Consider the following 21,013-nt stretch of genomic DNA (forward strand, 5'->3'; position numbering starts at 1 on the left):
CCTGCCCGCAGGCACCTCGATCACCGAACTCGTCCGGCTGGCAAAGATCTGCCGGCGGATGGACTCTTCCTGACCGAGCAGCGACTCTCCGAAAGCCCGTACGTCGGCCTGTCGCTCCAGAAGGTCCAGGACGCCATCCGGGACCTGCTGAACTGCTGGAGGGTCCGATGCACCACCTGTCACCGCCCCTCCCCGCAGCCCTACACCGCCACAAACGCTATCGATCCGGAACGGTGTCCTACGGGGCGAGTTTCCCGATGACCTCCCGGGCGGCGCGCTCCCCTTCGGTCGCGCCGCCCTCCATGAAGCCCTGGAAGTCGTAGCTGCAGTGCTCGCCGCCGATGTGGAGGTTGCCTTGTGGGGTGCCTTCGTAGCCGGCGTAGCGGTGCAGGTAGCCGACGGGCCAGTACGAGTAGGCGCCGAGGGCGTAGGGGTTCTTGTGCCAAGCGGAGAGCTGGGCTCGGCCGGTCCAGGCTGCCTTGGTGCCGGGGAAGACCTGGTCGACCTGTTGCAGGTAACGGCTGGAGAGGTCGCGCACGTAGGGGTCCGTCTCGAAGCCGAACGGGCCTGCGGGGCTGAGGGACTTGGCGAGGGTGCCGCCGCCGTACTGGATGAGGATGCCGCCGGTGCCCGGCTGGATCTTGGTGGTGTCCCACGTCTGCTGGAAGTCGGCGTCGGTGAAGCAGTCGCCCGCGCTCACGCCTGGCCAGGCGCCGGTGCCGCGCCAGGGGCGGCTGCTGAACTGCATGTTGAGCTTGGTGCAGTGGCCCATGCGGGCGTCGCGCAGGAGGTTGGTCATGCGGGGGTCGAGGCCTGCCCTGCTGAGGTCGAGCCGCTGGAGGACCGACAGCGGGACACACAGGATTGTGTGGTCGGCGGTGGCGGTGCGGGTGGCGCCGGCTTCGGTGTAGGTGAGGGTCTGGGTGCCGTCCGCGTTGGCGCGTACGGCGGTCAGGGCACAGCCGTGGCGCAGGGTGCCGTCGGGCAGGAAGTCGGCGATGGTGTGCGGGAGTTGGTCGTTGCCGCCGGTGATGTGGTAGCGCTCGTTGGACAGGCCCCAGATGTTGAAGTGCCCGGGATTGGTCTGGTAGCCCATGAGCAGGACGAGGGCGAGCGCGGACTGGTCGGTGGTGTCGGCGCCGTACTCGACGTTGTAGGCGACGTCGAACCAGCGGCCGAGCGGTGAGCCGTGCCCGCCGGGGACGCGTGATTCGATCCATTCATGGATCGACATGTTGTCGAGCGCTGTGCCGGTGGGGGTGGTCTGGTTCCAGAAGACCTCGCCCGCCTCCGACAGGTCGCGGCGCAGGAGTTGGTAGACGGCCTTGAAGTCGTCGTCGGCCTGGGCGCGCGGGTAGTAGGCGCCGTTGAACCAGAGGATCTCCTGCGCGCCGTTCGGGCCGCCGCCGAGGAAGTCCTCGACGGGGAGGTCGAAGCGGCGGCACAGCTCCAGGATCTTCTTGTGGCTGGTGTCGATCAGCTCGCCGCCGATCTCGGAGCTCTGGCCGTACGCCCAGTGGCCGCGCTGGGTGTACATGCGGCCGCCGACCCGGTCCGGGCTGGCCTCGTAGAGCGTGCAGTTCAGGCCCGCGTCGTGGAGCGTGAGGGCGGCGGTGAGGCCAGAGATGCCGGCTCCTACGACGGCTATGCGGGGTGCGCCCTTGCTGGTCGCTGCGCGGGCGCGGGGCGCGGCAGACAGACCGGCGCCGATCGTGAGGCTCGCGGCGGCCGCCCCTTTGAGTACCGCTCTTCGGCCCGGTGCCGCTGCGGCGGCGCCCAGGAGTTCGGCGACAGGGACTCCGCGTCGCTGGGCCTCGCCATGCTCTGCGGCCAATCGTTGTAAGGCGTGCATGGGATGCGTACGAGACATGGGAGATCCCCTCAGACGGTTGCGGACGATGGCTCGGTTTCGGTCGTGCGCTCGGCCGCGTCCTCCAGGACGATCCGGCCGATGATCGCGTAGCGGTCGGGCCGCCTGCCCTTCAAGTACAGGCCGAGGCCGAGCCCTCCGAAGAAGACCAGGCCGACGATCCAGGGAATGGCCTTGAAGAAGAGGGAGCCCGCTGCCGTGCCCGCCGCGGTGTCCATGTTGATAACGAGCAGGACGACGACGGCGATCATGCCGATGCCGCCGAGCAGCGGTGCGAGGAAGGTCGTGAACCAGTGCCGGTCCTCGGGGTGGTTCTTGCGGAAGTAGCCGATGACGGCGAACGAGCAGAGGGTCTGCACGATGAGGATCGCCATCGTGCCCAGGATCGCGAGCAGCGTGTAGAGGTGGATGTACGGGTCCTGACCCGTCAGCCAGAAGGAGGCGACCAGCGCGACGGCGATCGCGGACTGGACGTAGGAGGCGATGTACGGGGAGCCGTGCCTGGGGTGCGTACGGCCCAGGCCTCGGTGGAGGAATCCCTCGCGCCCGATCGCGTACAGATAACGCGACGCGCACTGGTGGAAGGCCATGCCGCAGGCGAACGAGCCGGTGATCAACAGCCATTGGAAGGTGTCGACCGCCCAGGCGCCGATGAAGCTGTGGGCCGGGTCGAAGAACAGGTCGAGCGGACTCGTGGACTGCGAGACCTTCACCGACCCGGCCAGGCCGTTGCCCGCAATCGTCATCCAGGAGACGTAGATGTAGAACAGGCCGACGCCGACGACCGAGACGAGGGTCGCGCGCGGGATGACCTTCTTCGGGTTACGGGATTCCTCCCCGTACATGGCGGTGGACTCGAAGCCGACCCAGGACCAGAAGGCGAAGAAGAGGCCCAGCCCGGCCGAGGTGCCGGTGAAGGCGTTCCTCGGGTCGATCGGCTCGACGGGAATGCCGTCGGGGCCGCCGCCGTGGATCAGTACGGCGGTGGCGACGGCGAAGAGGACCGCGATCTCGGCAATCAGCATCACGCCGAGCGCCTTCGCGGTGAGGTTGATGTCGAAGTACGACAGGACGGCGGTGGCGGCGAGCATCGCGGCCGCGTAGAGGATCCAGGGCAGGTCGGCACCGAGCTGGTCATGGACGGTGGTCTTCGCGAAGTACGCGAAGACGCCCACGATCGAGGCTTCGAAGACGACATAGGCGAGCACAGCGAGCATTCCCGATGCCATGCCCGCGATGCGGCCCAGACCGTGCGAGATGTAACCGTAGAAGGCGCCCGCGGCAGTGATCCGCTTGGCCATGGCGACGTACCCGACCGAGAACACGGTCAGGACGAGCGTGGCGAACAGATACCCCGCGGGCGCTCCGGTGCCGTTGCCCGCGCCCACGGCAATGGGGAGGTTACCGGTCATCGCCGTGATGGGCGCCGCGGTGGCGACCGCCATGAAGACGACGCCGACGAGGCCGACGGAGTTCGCCTTGAGGCGGTGGACCTCGGGTGTGGTTCGTTGCTCTGGCATGGCGGGCACCCTGCCGCGGAGTGACGCACGCCACAACCCGGCAGAAAGTCGCGCAATTGGTGGGCGGGCACGACGAGTTGTCGGGCCACAGGCAGATGAGATCGTTCCCGTCACCGATTGGAGATGGCTCCGGCACATGTGCGCAAGCAGCGTCCGCCCCATGGAAAGTCAGGGCATGCAGGCGGCATCCACGACGCGACCGGCGAAGCCGACTCGGTGCGCCGATAGATCGGCGGCACCCAACAGTTCGCCGCCGTTGTCAGGCTACTGACCACCGGGGAGGACCTGAGCAAGCACGAGGGCCAGCCCCGAGCTGGCGATCTCCTGCAGCGGTTCGAGCTGACCTCGGCGGTCCGCAAGCACGTCGCTACCTTCTCCGGTGGCATGCGCCGCAAGCTCAGCCGTGCGACGTCCCCTTCGAAGTGCATCCGGATCGCAGCGAGCGGAGCCCCGGGGCGAGTGCCCCAGAGCTCCTTGCTGGTGCTGCTCCCGCCGTGCCGGTGCCCTCAGTCGTGAGTCAGGCACCCGTGGGCAGCCGTCAGGAGCCGAATGACAGCAACTGGGTCTGGTCTGCTCCCTGTGGTGTGGTCATCGGGTTCGCGGAACCCTTGCCTTCGAAGCTCAGCGCGAGGCCGCTGTGGCGATTGACCAGGCGGTACTTGCCGGTGGGCTGGGAGGCGCCGCCCTTGGCAGGGCACTTCACGACCTTCTGGAAGTACCACTGCGCGGCCGGTGAGGGCTTTCCGTGCGCCGGGCCCAGCGTCGCCTGTGCGCCCCAGGCGCGGCCCTTCTTGCCGTCCGCGACGTGCAGCCGCTGCCCGGTCTTGACGGCGGTGCCGTTGCCGGTGTCGCCGCCGGCGACCTCCAGGCACTTGTCTCCGATCGTGACCTTCCCGGCCGCGGGTGCTTCGGCGCCGTTGGCGGTCGGCAGGACCACAAGGCCCGCCGCCGCCACGGTGAGTGCGGACGCGACCGCGCGGCCCGCCCTTCTGCCCGTTCTGCTGCCTGTTCTTCGCTTCACCGTTCCTCCAGGGAAACTCGTGAAATGGGGGGGTGCGTCGAACTGCCCTGCGCGCTCTCGTGTGTGGGGTGGGGGGCGCTCAGATCTTGATGTGGGTCACGAGTCCGTCGATGAACTCGGCCCAGTCAGCGCGGGTCGCCGGCTTGCCGGCGACTCCGGGCCGCGTCTGCCACGGCAACGTACCGCTCTCTCGCCGGTACTCGACGCCGAGAGCGTCGAGCCTGGCCAGGTGCGGGCGCAGCCGAGTAAGGAAGTCGTCGAAGTCCCGTTCGCCCTCGCACCACAGCGCCTCCGCGATCGCGCACAGGCGTGGGAAGACGTAGTAGTCGACGGTGCGGGGCGAGTCCATGTGCTCGGTCCAGACGTTGGCCTGTCCGGCCAGGGCCCCGGCTTCACCCCCGGCACCACCCGCCACGACATCGACATCACGGACATCGCCGCCACCGCCCTCAAGCACGAGGGCGTAGCCGTACCGGACGACCTCGACGGCACCCCGTCGACGAGAATTAGGACGGGTCCGGCCTCCTGACTCGGCGGCGCACCGCCAGGCCCGGATGGGGATCGGTCAGCCGCGTGCAGTCCGGATCTGTGCCGGGACGCGACGCCAGGAGGTCGGGCTACCGCAGGTGCCCGACTCCCGGTGCGGTACGCGGCGGATCTCGGGTCCGGGACGGCATCGTCACCAGGGCGATGCCCACCAACGCGCCGCACAGCAGGGCCAGTTCGGCAAGGCTCGGCGCGTCCCGGTTGCCGAGTGCCCAGTCGCCGAGCCGTACCAGGAACGGCACGGCCAGCTGCACTGCCGCCGTGAACACGGGACCGCGCCGCAGGATCAGCCGGTGCTGGACCACGTAGGCGGGCGCGTACACGACCCCGCCGAGCAGGGCGATGCCCGCCCACTGGCCGGGAGTTGCGGCGGGCACGGTCAGCGCGAAGGGCACGAGCAGCACCGTCGCCGCGCCGAGCAGCGCGGGCAGCGTCACGGCGGGCGGCACCTCGCCGAGCCGCGCGCGGTAGACGAACCCGTACCCGGCGAAGGCCAGCGTCGCCGCCAGTGCCAGGCCGATGCCGAGCGCGTCCGGCCGACCGCCGCCCGTGCCCAGCGCGTAGCCGGCCGCGGCGGCCGTCGCCAGGGCCGCTCCGGCCGCCTGCCGGAGCGTGGCGCGCTGCCCGAACAGCAGCGCGCCGAGCGCCAGTGACAGGCAGGGCAGCAGCGCGACCACGAGGTTGGTCAGCGAGGTGCCGATCCGCTCGATGGCCGTCAGGGTGCCGAGCGCGTACGCGGCGAACCCGAGCAGGGCGAGCACCACCACCAGGGCGATACTCCCCGGAGTGCGGGCGAGCGCGCACAGGCCCGCCCGGTGCGCGGGCCGCAGCGCCGCGCACCCGGCGAGCACCACGGCGCACACCCCCATGCGGCCCGCCGCCACGAGCAGCGGGTCGCTGTGCGTCACCAGCGCCCCGGAGAGCAGCCAGCTGCCGGCGAGCAATACGACGAGCGCCGCCGACAGCAGCACGGGCTTCATGAGTCAGCCGACGCTGAGGCGGTAGTCGCGCTCCGCGTCAGGCTGCCCTTCGGCGCTGTGCGCGGTCACGGTGAAGGAGGACGTGCCGGGACGCTTCGGCGTGCCGGTGATGCCACCGGTGTCCCGGTTCAGGCGCAGCCCGTCCGGCAGGGCGCCCGCCGTGACCTCGTAGCGGACGGTGGCCGGGGTGTTGGTGGTCAGCCGTGTCTCGTACAACTCGCGGACCTGTGCAGTGGGCAGCGCGGTGTCCGAAAGGGCGGGGGTGGGGACGGCGACGCGCTGCGGCACGCCGACCGGGGCGCCGCTCGCGTCGAGCCGCTGCAGGGACCACTCCTTGCCCTCGGTGACCACGCCCAGGTGCCAGTTGGTGGTCTTGTCCCGCAGCAGCGCCCTCTGCTCCTCGGTGAACGCGCCCAGGTTGCGGGCGCTCTCCCACTGCTTGATGGCATCGAGGATCTTCAGGCTCGCTTCGCCGCCGCGGTTCAAGTCGCCGTACGAGGCCTGGAAGCCGACTCCCGCGTTGAGTCCCGCGCCACGGGCGAGCTTGCCCTCGATGCTCATCAGGCCCTCGGTTGACTTGAGACTGACCCAACCGAGCATCCCCGGAAGGAAGTTGTCCTTGTAGAACTGGTTGTTGATGAAGACCTGGTCCATGCTGGTGACGCCGACCTCGCCCCAGCTGGCGCGGGTCAGCGCGTCCCAGGTGTTGGACGTCATGCGGCTGGTCTCGGTGATGAAGCCGTCCTTGCGCCTGGTCTGCTCGTACGTGCCGTTGACTAGGCGGGCCTGCCCGTACGAGCCCCAGCCGGACTGCGATGCGGACTCCACACCGTCGTAGGAGTTGGCGCGCATACTGGTGTTGTTCCAGGCGTCGGCCAGGCGACCGCTGATCTCGTCGATGATGCCGATGCCGCCGATGGCCCCGCCGTAGCCGTTGGCGATGACGCGGGCCGCGCTGTCACCGGAGGTGTGCGCGGCGGCCTTGGAGCCCCACTGCGCGCGGCGCAGGCCGGTCAGCTGCCACTCGTCGCCGACCTTGACGGCGTCGGTGTAGCCGATGAACTCGTCGTCGATCCGCAGGAGTTTGTTGTACAGGCCGGCCGCGAGCAGTGTGTCGTCGTCCAGATACAAGGTGGTGTCGGCGGCGCCGAGCGGGCGGGTCAGGCGGGCCCGGCCGCCGAGGGCGATGCGCCGGTCGGCGGGGGCGGTGACGTAGGCGTCGTCGGTGGAGACGAAGTCGGAGATGGTGTGCACGCCGAGGTGGACGCCGTTGTCCTCGGCCAGCTTCACGGCCGCCGCGGCTCCCGCGTCGCTGCCGCCGAGGCTCCCGTTGAACTGGTAGTGGCCGGTGGTCTTCCAGGGCCCCACCGCGTTCGGCAGGCTGTAGAGGTGGTCGATGCCCGCGGTCTTGGCGAGGCGGGCGGACTGCGGGATGTTGCCGGTGTTCAGGTCGCTCAGGACCAGGAACGACTGACTGCTGGCCTGCGCCGTCTTCTGCCACTGGCCGTTCTGCGTCGGGTACGGCAGCCCTTCGCCCGCGGCGATGTCGGAGAGCACCGTCGGGGTGAGCGCGGGCGCGGCGCCGAACAGGGCGATCCTCGATCCGGTGATCTTCCCCCGGCCGTCGGGGAGCGGGCCGACGGGGATGCGGTAGCCGTCCAGGTTCTGCCGCGTCCGCTCCTTGGTGTAGTCGTAGGTGAAGGCGCGCAGCACCGACCCCCAGGGCGTCTTGCCCGCGGCGCTCCACTCCTCGTGCGGGGCGACCTGGAGGCGGCTGGGGTTGTCGGCGACCTCGCTCTCCCATCCGAAGTCCTGGTACTCCTGGGGCCAGGCGCCCTCGGTACGGTCGGTCAGCGGGCGTAGCCCGATCGCGAAGTCGTCGTCGCGGACCACGCCGACGCTCTCGCCGATGGTCTGCTTCACGTCCGTGGCGAGCGGGCCCCAGAGCAGGGTCTGGACGTCGCCGCCGTCCGGGCCTTTGACGCGGACCGCCTCCAGGGTCGTGTATCCGCCCTTCGCGACCGCCTTGACGTCGACCGCCGTACCGGCATCGGTATTGGTGAAGCGCAGCACGGACTTGTCGGCGCCGACCGCCGCGACGCGGGTGGGACGTATCTGCTGGCCGTCCACGACCAGGCTTACCAGGGAGGCCGCCTTGCCGTCGGCGGCGTGGTCGCGCCCGGTGCGGGCGTCGGTGAGCGAGACGACGGTGCCGGTGCGGTCGAGGCCGATGACGAGATAGCCGGCGTTCAGTACATACGCGGCGTCGGCGGCCTTGTGGGCTGGGTGCACGGCGGTATCGCCGGACGGCACAAGGGTCTTGGCCGGCGTCTCGTCGGCGGCCTGTGCTGGTGCCGTGGCGGTGACTGTCAGGCCAAGAGCGAGCGCGCCGGCGCCGAGGGCGGTGAGGCGGGTGTGGTCGAGTCTCATGGAATGGCTCCCTGATGCACGGGTCGGTGGCGGGACGCCCGTCCGGGCGGGCGGGCGATGGTGCGGGGAGGTACAGGTGGCGGGGTCCGGGGGTGGGGCCTTACAGCCGTACGACCTGTCCCGTGAGCCGGGCCCGTTCCGCCGCGAAGACGACGCGGTGGGTGTCCCGGCTCTCCTCGGCGCCGGTAAGGAGCAGTTCGGGGCGGCCCTCGTGGAGCGCGCGCAGGAACGCGGCGATCAGGCCGTCGTCGCCGCCGCCGTGGCCCTCGGCGGCCGAGGCCCCGCCGTTGTCGGTGTCGATGACGGTGCGTTCGTCGGTGGCGAAGTCGTGGATCTCGATGGTGCGTCCATCGCCGGTGAGCTGGCCGCGGGTGCCGAAGATCTTGGTGTGCCGGTTCTCCTGGGGCGTGAACGCGGTCAGGGTGAACGAGGCGGTGACGCCGCCCGCGTACTCGAGGTTGACCACTTGGTGGTCGACGACGTCGTTGTCGCTGCGGTACACGCACCGCCCGTACGGCCCGTGGGTCAGCGCGTCGACCACGGCTTCCTCGGTCAGTTCGTCGGCGGCGATCCGCGTGAAGTAGCGCTTGACGCCGCCCTCGCGCAGCCCGGTCCGGTAAAGTTTCTGCGCCGCGTACGGGCAGCTGCCAGAGGCGGCGAGCGGGCAGGTGACGCAGCGGTCGGTGGCACCGGCCGGCGCGTTCTCGGGGCGGAAGTGGCTGAGCGAGCCGAAGGAGGAGACGGCTCGCACGGGCCTCCCCACGATGTGGCTGAGCCAGTCGATGTCGTGGCAGGACTTGGTGAGCAGGGTGAACGACGACTCGTCGGTGCGCCGCCAGTTACCGCGGACGAAGGAGTGGGCGAAGTGCCAGTAGCCGATCGGCTCCAGGTGCTGCACGGAGACGATGCCGCCGATCCGTCCGGCGTCGAGCAGCTGCTTGAGGCGGACGGTGTACGGCGTGTAGCGCATCACGTGGCAGACGGTCAGCGTCACGCCCGCCGCCTCGGCTACGGCGGCGATCCGGTCGACGTCCTTGACGGAGGTGGCCATCGGCTTCTCCAGGAGGATGTCGTAGCCGCGTGCGGCGAACGCCTCGGCGGCAGCCAGGTGTTCGGCGTCCTGGACGGCGATGACGACGGCGTCGGCGAGCCGCGGCCGGGCTGCCATCTCCCGCCAGTCGGCGAAAAGACCACCCTCGGGGACCTGGTGCCCTTCGGCCAGGGCCTGGCGGGGGCGCGGGCGAGGCTCGGCGACGGCGGTGATCCGTACAGGGATGTCACCGGCCGCGGCGAGGTCCGCGTATCCGGTACCGCGCGCGCCCGCACCGGCGAGGGCGAGGGTGACGGGGCGGTCGAGCGGACGGCCGACGTGCGTGCGCAGGTTGCTGAACTCGGCAGCACCTACGGGTACTTGAGTCATGGTACGGGTCACGGTCATCCCTTGACGGCACCTCCGGTGAGGCCCTTGACGAAGTGCTTCTGGAGGGCGAGGTAGAAGATCAGGACGGGCAGAGCTGCGAGGAACATCAGGCCGAAGACCTGGCCGTAGTCGGACTGGTGCTCACCGATGGCCCGGTAGACGCCGACGGTCACGGTGGTGCCGCCTGCCGGGCCGAGGATGATCAGCGGGTTGAGGAAGTCGTTCCAGATCCACACGCCGAGGAAGATCAGTACGGAGGCGGTGGCGGGCCGCAGGAGCGGGAAGACCACCTGCCAGAACGTGCGCCAGCGCCCGGCGCCGTCGAGCTGCGCGCTCTCCTCGAGCTCCAGCGGGATGGTGCGGATGAACCCGGAGAAGACGAAGACGCCGAAGGGGACGTAATAGCCCACGTTGAAGGCGACGATTCCCTGAATGGTCGTCATCATCCCGGTCAGCCGCAGCACTTCGGTGACCGGGACGAGGATCACCTGCGGCGGGATCATCAGTCCGGCGAGCAGCACCAGCAGGCAGACGCGGGCGAAGCGGTTGCGGGAACGGGCCAGGTAGTGGCCGAGCAGCGCGGAGACGACGGTCAGTACGACGATCGACAGGAACGTGATGGTGACGGAGTTGATCAGACCGTTCCAGAACAGCTGGTCCGGCCGGTCAAGGGCGGCGGCGAGATTGTCCAGGGTGGGCGGCCACGGCGGCGCCGCCGGGCTGCCGTCGATCTTGTCGCCGGGCTTGAAGACATTGGTGAGGACCAGGTAGAGCGGCAGGAAGAACGCGGCGGTGACGGCGAGCGCCACCACTGGACGTATCCAAGGAGCCCGTTCCGCACGGGAGTTGGCGGTGTCGGACATCAGAAGTCGACCTCCCGGCGCTGCAGGAACTTCAGGGCGAAGCTGGAGATGGCGGCGACGAACACCAGCATGAGCAGGGCCATCGCTGAGGCCTCGCCGGTGCGGTTGGCGGTGAAGCCGGTCTGGATCACGTCGAAGGCGAGGGTGGCGGTGGTGCCGGTGCCGGGTCCGCCGTTGGTGAGGACCTGGATGTGGTCGTACGCCTTGAAACCGGTGATCAGCAGCATGACGGTGTTGATGGTGAGGGCGGGCGCGAGCATCGGCCAGGTGACCTTGCGGAAACGCAGCCAGGCCCCGGCCCCGTCGATCTGCGCGGCCTCGTGCAGCTCCTGCGGCACGCCCTGGAGCCCCGCGAGGTAGACGACCGCGCAGAAGCCGAGCATCTGCCAGCTGATGATGAAGCCCACCGAATACAGGGCGAGGTCGGGGTCGGAGAGCCAGCCGGGCGGCGAGGCGACGCCCAGGGACCGCAGCAGTGTGTTGACGAGCCCGTCGTCGGTGAGCATGGCCTGCCATACGACGGAGACGACGACCGAGGAGAGCACCACCGGCACGAAGAACACGCCCCGCAGCGCCGTGTAGAGGCGCCCGCGCTTGTCGAGGAGCACGGCGACGGCGAGCCCCGCCGCGTTGGGAACGATCACGATGATCAAGGTGAGGACCGTGGTGACCTCGAGCGCGGTCAGGAACGTGTCGTCGGTGAGCAGCCGCGTGTAGTTGTCGAGGCCGACGAAGTCGGTGCCGGGGGCGAACTGGTTGGCGTTGGTGAGGCTGTAGCCGAGGCTGAGCAGCACGGGGGCCGCGACGAAGCAGGCGTAGAACAGCAGGCCGGGCGCGCCGAAGCCGAGGAAGTGGCGCACGGCGGGCCAGGAGGAGCGGCGGGTGGGCGCCGCCCCGGCCGAGGCGCGGTGGGAGGCCGTTCCCGAACCGGCCGCAGGTGCGGGGGACTTGGTGACCGTACTCACTTGGTGTCGGCCTTCGCCCACTCGTCGTCCAGGTCCTTGATGACCTCGGCAGCGCCCTTGCGTCCGGCGATGATGTCCTGGGCGAACGCGTAGGACTTGTCGACCATGCCCGGCAGCAGGGAGTCGTCGCCGGTCTCCACGAGGAAGGCGTTGACGATCCCGTCGGCCTTCACCGCGTCCTCGTAGACCTTGGCGGTGGCCTGGTAGACGGGGCCCATACCGGCGGGGGGTGTGTAGCCCTTCTCCGCGATGATCGCGCCGTCGGCCTTCACCACGGCGTCCAGATTCTTCTTGTCCGCGTTGAAGGCGAGCGCGAACTTCTTGGCCAGGTACACGTGTCGGGACTTGGCGCTCACCGACATGCCGCCGCCGGTGTACGAGGGCACGGCGAGCGAGCCGTCGTCGGTCGGGAACGGGAAGACGCCGATGTCGTCCTTCATGTCGCTCTTGTCGGCGGCCGTGGCGAACCAGGTGCCCATCGGGTACATGGCGCCCTTGCCGGACAGGAACGCCTTCTCCGTGGCGGCGTAGTCCCGCGACAGGCCGCCCTTGTCGACGTAGCCCTTGTCGACGAGCCCGGCGAACTTGGCGGTGGCGTTCTTGAACAGCGGGTCGGAGAACTTCACCTTGCCCGCGCGCCGCTGCGCCATCCAGTCGGGGGTCTTTTTGTAGACGTCGGTTCCCACGAGCGCGGTCCACAGGTACGAGGCCGCGAACGCGTCCTTGCCGCCGCCACCGACGGCGAACGGGTCGATACCGGCCTTCTTCAATCGGGCGGAATCGGCGAGGAGTTCCTTGTAGGTGCGGGGCGGGGCGTCGATGCCCGCCTTCTTGAACTTCGCCTTGCTGTAGTACACGAGGGGCGTCGGCTGCGTGTTGTACGGCAGTTGGTAGACCTTCCCGCCGATGGGGTTGGAGCGCGGGAACGTGTAGTCCTTCAACTCGGCGGCGTTGAACGGGGCGAGCTGCCCGGACTCGGCGAACCCGGAGGGCGACACGGCGATCATCACGTCGGGGAACTGGCCGGATGCGAGCAGCTGCTTGGCGTATCCGGTGCGGTCCGCGCTCGGCGCCACCAGCTTCTTGACGTGGACGCCGGGCACCTTCTTCTCGGCGCGTGCGATCGCGGCGTCCCAGTACGCGGCGTCGAGGTTCGGGGTCTCGAAGGTGAGGAACGTGAGGGTGGCCTTGCCGTCCTTGCCCTCGTCGGAGGAGGAGGCGCTGCCCGCAGGGCTGCACGCCGTGGCGGCGAGCCCAACTACCAGCAAAGGCAGGGTGGTTCGGAAGATACGGTTCACGGCGATGCACGCTCGATTCGGCGGACGTCAAACGACAGGCGGAACACAGCGAGTTATTTTTGCTACCTTCTGAAATAACGCGGCTCGATAGTCCACCCGGGCCACCACCACGTCAAGGGGGTCGTTCACCATCGCTGCGACATCCGGGGGCGACTCGTCCCTGCTCCGGCGCTACAACCAGGCCGCGGTGCTGCGCGCCCTGCACACCGCCGGAGCGCCGGGTCTGACCCTGACCGAGCTGGTCAGGACCACCAAGGTTGCCCGCGCCACCGTCGAGAACGCGCTGGCAGGACTCGTCGAGCAGAACCTGGCAGCGGAGGTCCTGCCCGATGCGGACGCCTCGCGCCAGGTCGGCCGCCCCGCCAAGCGCTACCGCTTCCACGCCGCGGCTGCCCGCGTCCTGGGCCTGGACGTCGGCGTCCACAAGGTCCTGGCCGTGGTGGCCGACCTCAGCGGCACCGTGCTCGGCGTGCGGCGCACCGCGGTCAGCCCGGAACTCTCCCCCGAGCACCGCATCGCCGCCGCCCGCGCCCTGGGTCACCGTGCCCTGCGCGGCGCGGGCGAAGGACCGTTGCGCGCGGTCGGTGTCGGCACCACGGGCATCGTCGCCGCCGACCACACCGTCGCCATCAGCTCACAGTTGCCGGGCTGGGCGGGCACCGATCTGGCCGCACCCTTCCAAGAGGGCTTCGGCGTACCGGTCGTGGCCGGCAACGACTCGAAACTCGCCGCCCTCGGCGAGCGTTGGCGCGGCAGCGCCCGGACCATGCGCGACGTGGTCTACGTCCATGTGGGGCGCCGGATCTCCACCGGGATCGTGCTCGGCGGCACGGTGCTGCACGGCACGCACGGCGCAGCGGGCGAGATCGGCCAGCTGCCAGGCTCCGGCTGGCACAGCGCCCATGAGCGGCTGCTGGCGCGCTGGGGCACGCCGGAGGCGCTGTTCGCGGCGGTCCGGGCGCGCGACACGTCCGCGGCGCAGGCCCTGGACGCGTTCACCGCGGACCTCGTGCAGGGCATCGCGCCGGTGGTGCTCACCGTGGACCCGGAGGCCGTGGTGATCGGTGGCGGCCTGTCCCGTGCGGGCGACCTGCTGCTCGAGCCGCTGCGTGCGCGCCTGGCCGAAGTGTGCCTGTTCCCCGTCGCGGTCGTCGGCTCCGAACTGGGCGACGAGGCGGTGGCTCACGGCGCGGTCCGGCTCGCCCTGGACACCGTCGAGGCGCGGCTGTTCAGGGTGGTGGACTGACGGGCCCGAAGGGGCATCGCCGGGCCCCTTTTCGCGGTCGGGCCGTTGGCCGAGCAGGACGAATGCCCGTCAGAATCCATGACCGGCGCGGACCACGCCCTCCAGTTCTGCTGTCGGCCGCCCCTCGGCCAGCAGCGTCACGTTCGCCGTGACGCGCTCGGCGAGACCGCGCCAGTAGGAGGAGCGCGGGTTGGCGCAGTGGGGGGTGATCAGAACGTTCTCCATGTCCCACAGGGGGTGCCCCGCCGGGAGCGGTTCCGGGTCGGTGACGTCGAGGGCGGCGCCGCCGATCGTGCCGGTCTTCACCGCCTGCACCAGATCGTCGGTTGCCACCAGGCTGCCGCGTGCGACATTGACCAGCCACGCGTCCTGGCGCATCAGCGCGAACTCGTGCGCGCCGAACATGCCGCGTGTGCTGGGCGTCGCCGGGGCAGCTACCACCACGAAGTCCGCCTCGGGCAGCACGTCCCGGAAAGCGGCGCGCGGCACGGTGCGTTCGGCGCCGGTGACCGGGCCGCTGTCGGAGACCGCGAGAATCCGGCAGCCGAACGGCTCAAGCAGCCGGATCAGTGACCGCCCGATGCCGCCGCAGCCGACCAGCGCGACCGTCGAACCAGTGAACTCCTGTGTGAGGTTGGGGCTCCAGGCCCGCGCCCGCGCAAGCCGGTGCAGCCCGCGCGCGGCTGCCAGCATCAGGGCGAGGGCGTGCTCGGCGACTGCCTCGCCGTACGAGCCGGTGGCCGCGGTGAAGACGGCCGGCTCATGGATGACGCCCGCGTCCGCCCAGCGCTCGACGCCCGCGTGCGGCAACTGCACCCACCGGATGCCGTCATGGATCATGTTCCTCACCTCGTCCGGCTCATCGCTGCCGTAGTAGACGATCGCCTCGGCCTGCGCCAGCGGTACGGCATGGCCGCCCCCGCGGCGTACCGCCTCCAGCAGGACGGGAACAGGTTCCGGGCCGACATGCACGGCGACGGGGGTGGTGCGGCTGGTCATGGTGGTTCCTCCGGTGCGTGGATCGCGGATTACGACGTGTAGCCCAGGTCGGCCGAGATCAGCCGGGCGCAATGCCGCACCTCCGGCAGCAGGGCGTGCAGCGTGTCGCGGTCGGCCTGGGCGCGCAGTGCGGTGAGCGAGACGGCGGCGGTCACTTCGCCGAAGGCGTTCCGTACGGGCACGGCGACGCAGTGCACGAAATCCTCGAACTCGCCGTCGTCGGCGGCCCAGCCGCGCTGCCGCACGGCCGCCAGCTCCTGAGCGAGGGCGGCCGGGGTGGTCAGGGTGGTGGCGGTGTGCCGGGTGAACTCCCAGCCGTCCAGCAGCTGCCCGGCGTGTTCCGGAGCCAGGTGGGCCAGGATCGCCTTGCTGACGCCTGCGGTGTGCAGCGGGACGGGCCTGCCGACCCGGGCGTACAGACGGACCGGGCCCGGTGGCGAGATCTTGTCGACGTACACGATCGACGCGTCGGCGTCGCGCAGCGCGGCCAGGTGGACGGTGTGGCCGGTCCTTTCCTGGAGTGCGGCGAGGTGAGTGCGGGCCGTCTCGCGTAGTTCGAACTGGCCGGCCGCGCGAGTCGCGAGTGCGGCAAGGCGCGGGCCCGCGCCCCAGCTTCCGTCGGGCAGGCGGCGTACGAGACCGCCGTCGCGGAGGGTGTGCAGCAGGCGGAGTGCGGTGGTGCGGTGGACGCCGATGTGGTCGGCGATCTCGGCGAGGGGGCGGGGCGACGTGCTCGCGCATTCCAGGATCGCCATGGCACGCTCCACCGTTTGGGACATCCCGAACTCCCGTCGTCGTAAGCGCTCTTGAGCCGGACCGTTGACATGGCCGGTTCCCCTCCCCACCATTGGGCAGATCATAGCACCATTGAGTTGAGGTGTGCGCATGTTGCACACCCCTGGGGAACGGAGGGCCGATGAGCCCTGAGCGAGACACCGCGGTCGGCCGGGACGACGGCGGGCTGGAGCGGGACACCATGGGCCGGGTGGCCCGGCGGCTGATGCCACTGATCATCGTCTGCTACCTCGTCGCGTACATCGACCGCTCCAACGTCTCGGTCGCCGCACTGACGATGAACGAGGCCATCGGGCTGACGAGTGCTCAATTCGGCCTCGGCGCCAGCCTGTTCTTCGTCACGTACGTGATCTTCGAGGTGCCCAGCAATGTGGTCCTTGCCCGGATGGGCGCACGGCGCTGGATCGCCCGCATCATGATCACGTGGGGGCTGGTCTCCGCCTGTATGGCCCTCGTCCAGGGCGAGAAGTCCTTCTATCTGGTGCGGCTGCTGCTCGGCGCCGCCGAGGCCGGCTTCACGCCCGGCATCATCTGGTACCTCTCCCGCTGGTTCCCTGCCAGCCACCGGGGCCGCGCCATGGGCCGGTTCTACGTGGGTGCGGCACTCGCCACGGTCATCGGCGCCCCGATCAGCGGCCTCATCCTGAAGTTGGACGGCATCGCCGGCATCGCGGGCTGGAAGTGGCTGTTCGTGGTCGAGGCGATCCCGGCCGTGCTGCTCGGCATCGTCGTCCTCAAGTACTTCACCGACGACCCGAAGGACGCCGCCTGGCTGCCGGAGCGCAACCGGCAGTGGCTCATCGGCCGCCTCGCGAAGGAGCGCGCCGAGATCGAGGGCCAGCGCGCCATCTCGGTACGGCAGGCACTCACCAGCCCCGGTGTACTGCTGCTCGCACTGTTCTTCTTCCTCTACTCCTTCAACAGCATCGGCCTGACGCTGTGGATGCCGCAGGTCATCCAGGGGGGCTTCGGGGATCCGAGCGACTTCGTGACGACGCTGCTGACCGCCGTGCCGTACGCACTCGCCGTGATAGCGATGGTGATCGTCTCGCGCAGCATCGACCGACGCGGCAAACACGCAGTGCACATGGCGGTGCCGATGGCCCTCTCGGCGGTCCTGCTGACCGCCAGCGTCCTGGCCGGTCCCGATGTCCTCGGCTTCGCCCTGCTCGCCCTGTCCACGGGGGCGGCCTGGTCGGCCGTACCGGCGCTGTGGGGCACCGCGACAGCCTTCATGTCGGGCATCGCGGCGGCGGCAGGTGTCGCCTTCATCAACGCCTTCGCGAACGTGGCCGGCCTGGCGGTCACGCCGCTGATCGGCGTCATCGAGGAGGCCACGGGCTCCTTCGACGCCCCGCTCCTTGTCATCGCGGCGGCGATGCTCCTGGCCGCGGCCGTCGCCCTGCTGGCGGGCCGCTACACGACTCCGGGACGCCTGGCGGCTGAGACGGCGAGGGGCCAGGAGCCCGCAAAGGCGGCGAGCTAGCCGGGGGCGCGGCCTGGAAGGGCGCAGGAGCTGGATCCGGCGGTGTCGGCGGTACGACGGGCGGGGCGGTCCGGGGCGCGGGGCTGTACGGCCCCGCGCCCCGGACCGCAGCGGCCCGCCCCTGCGGTCCGCTGTCCCAGCCGTGTCGGCCTCGCGGCCTGCTGCCTGCTGCCTGCTGCCTGCCGCCTGCCGCCTGCCGCCTGCCGCCTGCCGCCCGAGCCGTACCGGTCCGCCCTTCAGGCAGTTGACCTGGCTCGCTTCAGCCTCCCAGCGTGCAGTGCGGGACGCCCTCCAGGAGGCGCTCCACCTCGCTGCGGGCCGCGTCGACGATCGCACGGACACACTCGGCCGCGTCTGACGGGCGCCCCTCGGCCACCGCCGCCGCCACCTCCAGATGGCGTTGCACCGCAGCCGTGTCGATCTGGTCCGGCATCAGCCGCAGATCCCGCCGCGCCGCCAGCAACTCCTCCGTCACCTCGGAGAGTTGCCCGAACATGCCGTTCCCCGACGCGCTCAGCAGGGCCCGGTGGAACGCCGAGTCCGCCGCGATGAAGCCCTGGCTGTCGCGCTCACGCGCCGCGCTCGCCATCGCCTGCGCGTGGGCGGTCAGGGCCCGGCGGGCCGCTGTGTCCGCGCCCGCCGCCGCAAGCGCCGCCGCCGACGGCTCCACCGCGGCCCGCAGCTCCGCCAGTTCACGCAGCTGCGCCTCGCGGCATGGAGAGGCCAGGCGCCACCGGATGACCTGCGGGTCGTACAGATTCCATGCGGTCATCGGCCGTACGGTGATGCCGATCCGCGGGCGGCTGGTGACCACCTGCTTCGACTCCAGTACGCGTACGGCTTCCCGCGCGACGGTTCGGGAGACGCCGTACCGCTCCTGGACGTCCTCCAGGCGCAGGACTTCACCCGCGCGGATCTCGTCCGCGGCGAGCGACTGGCCGATCCGGTCGACCACCTGCCCATGCAGGCCCTGAAGTTCCACGCCGGCCCTCGTCTTCCGCTCGTCCGAACTGTTCCATTCAATGACCGGCCGCCTGAGCGAGACGGCTCAGCAGTACGGTCACCCGCTCGCCCGCCGCACGCGCTCCGCCCGACGTCAGTGCCGAGCCCATTCCGCAGGCCACGGCACCGGCAGCGATCCACTCCGGTGCATTGTCGATTGTCACACCTCCCGTGGGGATCACGGGCGCCTGCGGCAGCGCGGCCCGCACGTCCCGCAGCCAGGACGGCGAGACGGTCGACGCGGGGAACAGCTTCAGGCCGTCCGCACCCTCCTCCAGGGCCCGCACCATCTCGGTCGGCGTGACGACCCCCGGAAACACCGGTACGCCGTAGCGGTGACCGGTGCGGATCACCTCGGGGTGCAGGCTCGGCGACACGAGGAACCGTGCCCCCGCCTCGACCGCCGCCCGCGCCGCCGCAGCGTCGATGACCGTGCCCGCGCCCACCAGGGCGTCCGGGCGGGTCTCGGTGAGCCGGGCCACGGCGGTGAGGGCGCGCGGCGTGGTCAGCGCGACCTCCACCGCGTTCAGCCCGGCGTCCAGTACGGCCTCGGCGGCCTCGACGGCCGCCTCGGGCCCCGCGGTCCTTACGATGCCGAACACCCGCTGTGCGGTGACGGCCCGGACGATTTCCCATCGGTACATGGCTGCTGTGCTCCTCTGCTTCAGTGGTCAGCGCTGCTTCACTGGTCAGCGGTGGACGGATTCGGCGTCACCCGTGAACGCCTCCAGTGCGCGCTCAAGACCGCGCCGGTCCGGCAGCCCGTCCGTGTCCGTGGCGCATTGCACCACCAGCGCCGCGACAGCCGCCGCCTCCCGCAGGCAGATGTCGTACGGCGCATCCCTCAGCAAGGCGGACAAGAAGCCCGCCGCGAAGGCGTCCCCCGCCCCCACCGGGTCCGTCACCGGCACGCGGAAGGCGGGCTGATGCCAGTTGCTGTCGCCGGTCAGGCAACTGGCCGACTTGTCGCGGTGCTTGACGACGACCGTGTCCACGCCCGCCGCCAGCAACCCTGCCCCCGTCACTCCCAGCACCTGGAGTTCGTCCTCACCCGCCAGGATCAGGTCCGCGCGTTCCAGCAGGGGTGTCACCAGCGAGCGCCACCGCTCCGGCGTGCCCAGCTTCAGCCGGAGATTCGGGTCGAAGGACACCAGGGCACCGGCCTCTCGCGCCAGTTCCAGCAGCCGCAGCGTCGCCCGGTGCGCGGAGTCCGACAGCATGGGGGTGATTCCGGTGACGTGAACCAGCCGCGCCCCGCCGAGCATCTCGGGCTTCAGCTCATCGGGCGTCAGCAGCGATGCCGCCGAGCCCGCCCGGTGGTACTGCACATCGATGGCACGGGCGGGATGACTGTCGCGCATCAGCAGCCCGGTCGGCGCGGACGCGTCCACGGCGGCGTACGAGGTGTCGATGCCGTCCGCGCGCAGCTGGGCCAGGACGGCCCGCCCCGACGGGTCGTCGCCGACCCTGCCCAGCCAGCGCACGCCGTGACCGAGGCGGGCGAGCCCCGCCGCCATGTTGGACTCCGCGCCCGCCACCGAGCGGCGGAACGTCACCGCCCGCTCCAGTGGCACACCCGGCTCGGCCAGCATCAGCAGCATCGCCTCACCGCAGGTGACCACGTCGGAGGTCATCGGGCGAGCTCCGGGATCAGCTCCGCGAACTCCGTGCAGAACCGGTCGATCATGCGTATCTCCTCCTCGTCAAGGCGGTGGCCCGGCGCTCGGCAGTGTGCGGAGCCGAACCAGCCGCGCCGGACCGAGATCTCCTTCTCCGCCGCGACGATCAGCTCGACGCCCTGCATCCAGTACGAGAGGTACGGCACCATCCGTGTGTGCAGAGCGACCGCACCCGCCTCGTCGCCCTGTTCCCAGCGGCGCCACAGCTCGATGTACAGCTCGGTGAAGGAGCAGCCGGGCTGGACCCCGACCGCGCCGCGCCGCAGCGCGTCGGGCAGCTGCAGGCCCGCGTAGCCGACGAGGGCGGGCAACGGCCGCTCGCCCGCAGCCAGCGCCGCGATCAGCCGTCCGGGCGGGGCCGATTCGACCTTCACCCAGCGGAGGTTGGGGTGCTCGGCGGCGAGCTGGTGCAGCGTGGGCGCGTCCAGCGCGGTGCCGGTCTGGGCGGGGGCGTACTGCACGATGACCGGCAGCGGATCGACCGCTGCCAGCACGGCCCGTACATGGGTGAGTACGGCGTCCCGGGACGGGCCGAGGAAGTACGGCGGCAGCAGGTTGAGTGCGTCGGCGCCGCGCTCGGCGGCCAGAGTGGCCTGAGCGACGGCATGGCGCGTCGCGTGGTCGGGGACGGAGACGATCGCGGCCACGTCGGCCCGGTCCCGGGTGCGCTCCAGCAGCAGCCCGGTGAGCAACTGCCGCTCCCCGCCGTCGAGTTTGTGGAACTCGCTCGCGAAGCCGGGGAACATCACGGAGCTCACCCCGGTGGCAAGTACCCGGTCCACGACGACTCCGAAGCCGTCCGGGTCCAGGTCTCCGTTCTCCCGGAAGGGCACCTCCAGGACGGGCGAGACACCCCGCACCAGGGCGCCGGTGCTGTAGTGCGGATGGGACAT

At 70.6% G+C, this 21,013-nt stretch carries 18 protein-coding genes; 2 read left to right on the forward strand and 16 right to left on the reverse strand.

Annotated elements, in window-relative coordinates; all coding sequences use genetic code 11:
* Positions 1-238: 238 nt before the first annotated feature.
* From ACFYWS_RS26070 to ACFYWS_RS26115, 10 genes are all read right to left on the reverse strand, one after another.
* Positions 239-1,834, reverse strand: a complete 1,596-nt coding sequence (locus ACFYWS_RS26070; RefSeq protein ID WP_389280516.1) for a flavin monoamine oxidase family protein — start codon at positions 1,832-1,834, stop codon at positions 239-241.
* A gap of 47 nt (positions 1,835-1,881) precedes the next feature.
* On the reverse strand, positions 1,882-3,390 hold the full coding sequence (locus ACFYWS_RS26075; protein ID WP_389280517.1) for an APC family permease: 1,509 nt from the start codon (positions 3,388-3,390) through the stop codon (positions 1,882-1,884).
* 538 nt (positions 3,391-3,928) lie between these two features.
* Positions 3,929-4,411: an RICIN domain-containing protein gene (locus ACFYWS_RS26080; RefSeq protein WP_389280518.1), complete on the reverse strand. Its 483-nt coding sequence runs from the start codon at positions 4,409-4,411 to the stop codon at positions 3,929-3,931.
* Positions 4,412-4,490: 79 nt separating this feature from the next.
* Positions 4,491-4,868 (reverse strand): family 20 glycosylhydrolase, encoded by a 378-nt coding sequence (locus ACFYWS_RS26085; protein ID WP_389280519.1) that lies wholly within the window; start codon positions 4,866-4,868, stop codon positions 4,491-4,493.
* 160 nt (positions 4,869-5,028) lie between these two features.
* Positions 5,029-5,937 (reverse strand): EamA family transporter, encoded by a 909-nt coding sequence (locus tag ACFYWS_RS26090; RefSeq protein WP_389280520.1) that lies wholly within the window; start codon positions 5,935-5,937, stop codon positions 5,029-5,031.
* A 3-nt stretch (positions 5,938-5,940) separates the two neighbouring features.
* The gene (locus ACFYWS_RS26095) at positions 5,941-8,367 is read right to left on the reverse strand and encodes an Ig domain-containing protein (RefSeq protein ID WP_389280521.1); all 2,427 of its coding nucleotides are present in this window, start codon (positions 8,365-8,367) and stop codon (positions 5,941-5,943) included.
* A gap of 100 nt (positions 8,368-8,467) precedes the next feature.
* Positions 8,468-9,787, reverse strand: coding sequence for a Gfo/Idh/MocA family protein (locus ACFYWS_RS26100; RefSeq protein ID WP_389280522.1), 1,320 nt, complete (start codon positions 9,785-9,787; stop codon positions 8,468-8,470).
* A 14-nt stretch (positions 9,788-9,801) separates the two neighbouring features.
* Positions 9,802-10,650, reverse strand: coding sequence for a carbohydrate ABC transporter permease (locus ACFYWS_RS26105; protein WP_389280523.1), 849 nt, complete (start codon positions 10,648-10,650; stop codon positions 9,802-9,804).
* Entirely contained in the window at positions 10,650-11,615 is a 966-nt protein-coding gene (locus ACFYWS_RS26110; RefSeq protein WP_389280524.1) for a carbohydrate ABC transporter permease, read from the reverse strand. Before ACFYWS_RS26110 ends, ACFYWS_RS26105 begins: the two co-directional genes overlap by 1 nt.
* The gene (locus ACFYWS_RS26115) at positions 11,612-12,913 is read right to left on the reverse strand and encodes an ABC transporter substrate-binding protein (RefSeq protein WP_389280525.1); all 1,302 of its coding nucleotides are present in this window, start codon (positions 12,911-12,913) and stop codon (positions 11,612-11,614) included. The genes ACFYWS_RS26110 and ACFYWS_RS26115 overlap by 4 nt, the downstream gene beginning before the upstream one ends.
* Before the next feature lie 187 nt (positions 12,914-13,100).
* Between ACFYWS_RS26115 and ACFYWS_RS26120 the strand changes: the two genes are divergently transcribed.
* Entirely contained in the window at positions 13,101-14,159 is a 1,059-nt protein-coding gene (locus ACFYWS_RS26120; protein ID WP_389280526.1) for an ROK family protein, read from the forward strand.
* A gap of 69 nt (positions 14,160-14,228) precedes the next feature.
* On the opposite strand, the gene ACFYWS_RS26125 is transcribed toward ACFYWS_RS26120, so the two are convergent.
* Together ACFYWS_RS26125 and ACFYWS_RS26130 are read right to left on the reverse strand one after the other, a co-directional pair.
* Positions 14,229-15,158 carry a D-isomer specific 2-hydroxyacid dehydrogenase family protein gene (locus ACFYWS_RS26125; RefSeq protein WP_389280527.1) on the reverse strand — a complete coding sequence of 310 codons (930 nt, stop codon included), beginning with the start codon at positions 15,156-15,158 and terminating at the stop codon, positions 14,229-14,231.
* Between the two features lie 29 nt (positions 15,159-15,187).
* Positions 15,188-15,937: an IclR family transcriptional regulator gene (locus ACFYWS_RS26130; RefSeq protein ID WP_389280528.1), complete on the reverse strand. Its 750-nt coding sequence runs from the start codon at positions 15,935-15,937 to the stop codon at positions 15,188-15,190.
* A 137-nt stretch (positions 15,938-16,074) separates the two neighbouring features.
* On the opposite strand from ACFYWS_RS26130, the gene ACFYWS_RS26135 reads away from it, so the two are divergent.
* Positions 16,075-17,439 carry an MFS transporter gene (locus ACFYWS_RS26135; RefSeq protein ID WP_389280529.1) on the forward strand — a complete coding sequence of 455 codons (1,365 nt, stop codon included), beginning with the start codon at positions 16,075-16,077 and terminating at the stop codon, positions 17,437-17,439.
* A 259-nt stretch (positions 17,440-17,698) separates the two neighbouring features.
* Here the strand turns inward: ACFYWS_RS26135 and ACFYWS_RS26140 are convergent, their stop codons facing one another.
* The 4 genes from ACFYWS_RS26140 to ACFYWS_RS26155 are packed head-to-tail and all read right to left on the reverse strand — an operon-like array spanning position 17,699 to position 21,013.
* Positions 17,699-18,421, reverse strand: coding sequence for a FadR/GntR family transcriptional regulator (locus tag ACFYWS_RS26140; RefSeq protein ID WP_389280530.1), 723 nt, complete (start codon positions 18,419-18,421; stop codon positions 17,699-17,701).
* 37 nt (positions 18,422-18,458) lie between these two features.
* Positions 18,459-19,085: a bifunctional 4-hydroxy-2-oxoglutarate aldolase/2-dehydro-3-deoxy-phosphogluconate aldolase gene (locus ACFYWS_RS26145; RefSeq protein WP_389280531.1), complete on the reverse strand. Its 627-nt coding sequence runs from the start codon at positions 19,083-19,085 to the stop codon at positions 18,459-18,461.
* 45 nt (positions 19,086-19,130) lie between these two features.
* The gene (locus tag ACFYWS_RS26150) at positions 19,131-20,075 is read right to left on the reverse strand and encodes a sugar kinase (RefSeq protein WP_389280532.1); all 945 of its coding nucleotides are present in this window, start codon (positions 20,073-20,075) and stop codon (positions 19,131-19,133) included.
* Positions 20,072-21,013: a dihydrodipicolinate synthase family protein gene (locus ACFYWS_RS26155; protein WP_389280533.1), complete on the reverse strand. Its 942-nt coding sequence runs from the start codon at positions 21,011-21,013 to the stop codon at positions 20,072-20,074. The genes ACFYWS_RS26150 and ACFYWS_RS26155 overlap by 4 nt, the downstream gene beginning before the upstream one ends.

Source organism: Streptomyces sp. NPDC002795 (assembly GCF_042888725.1).
Taxonomy (GTDB): domain Bacteria; phylum Actinomycetota; class Actinomycetes; order Streptomycetales; family Streptomycetaceae; genus Streptomyces.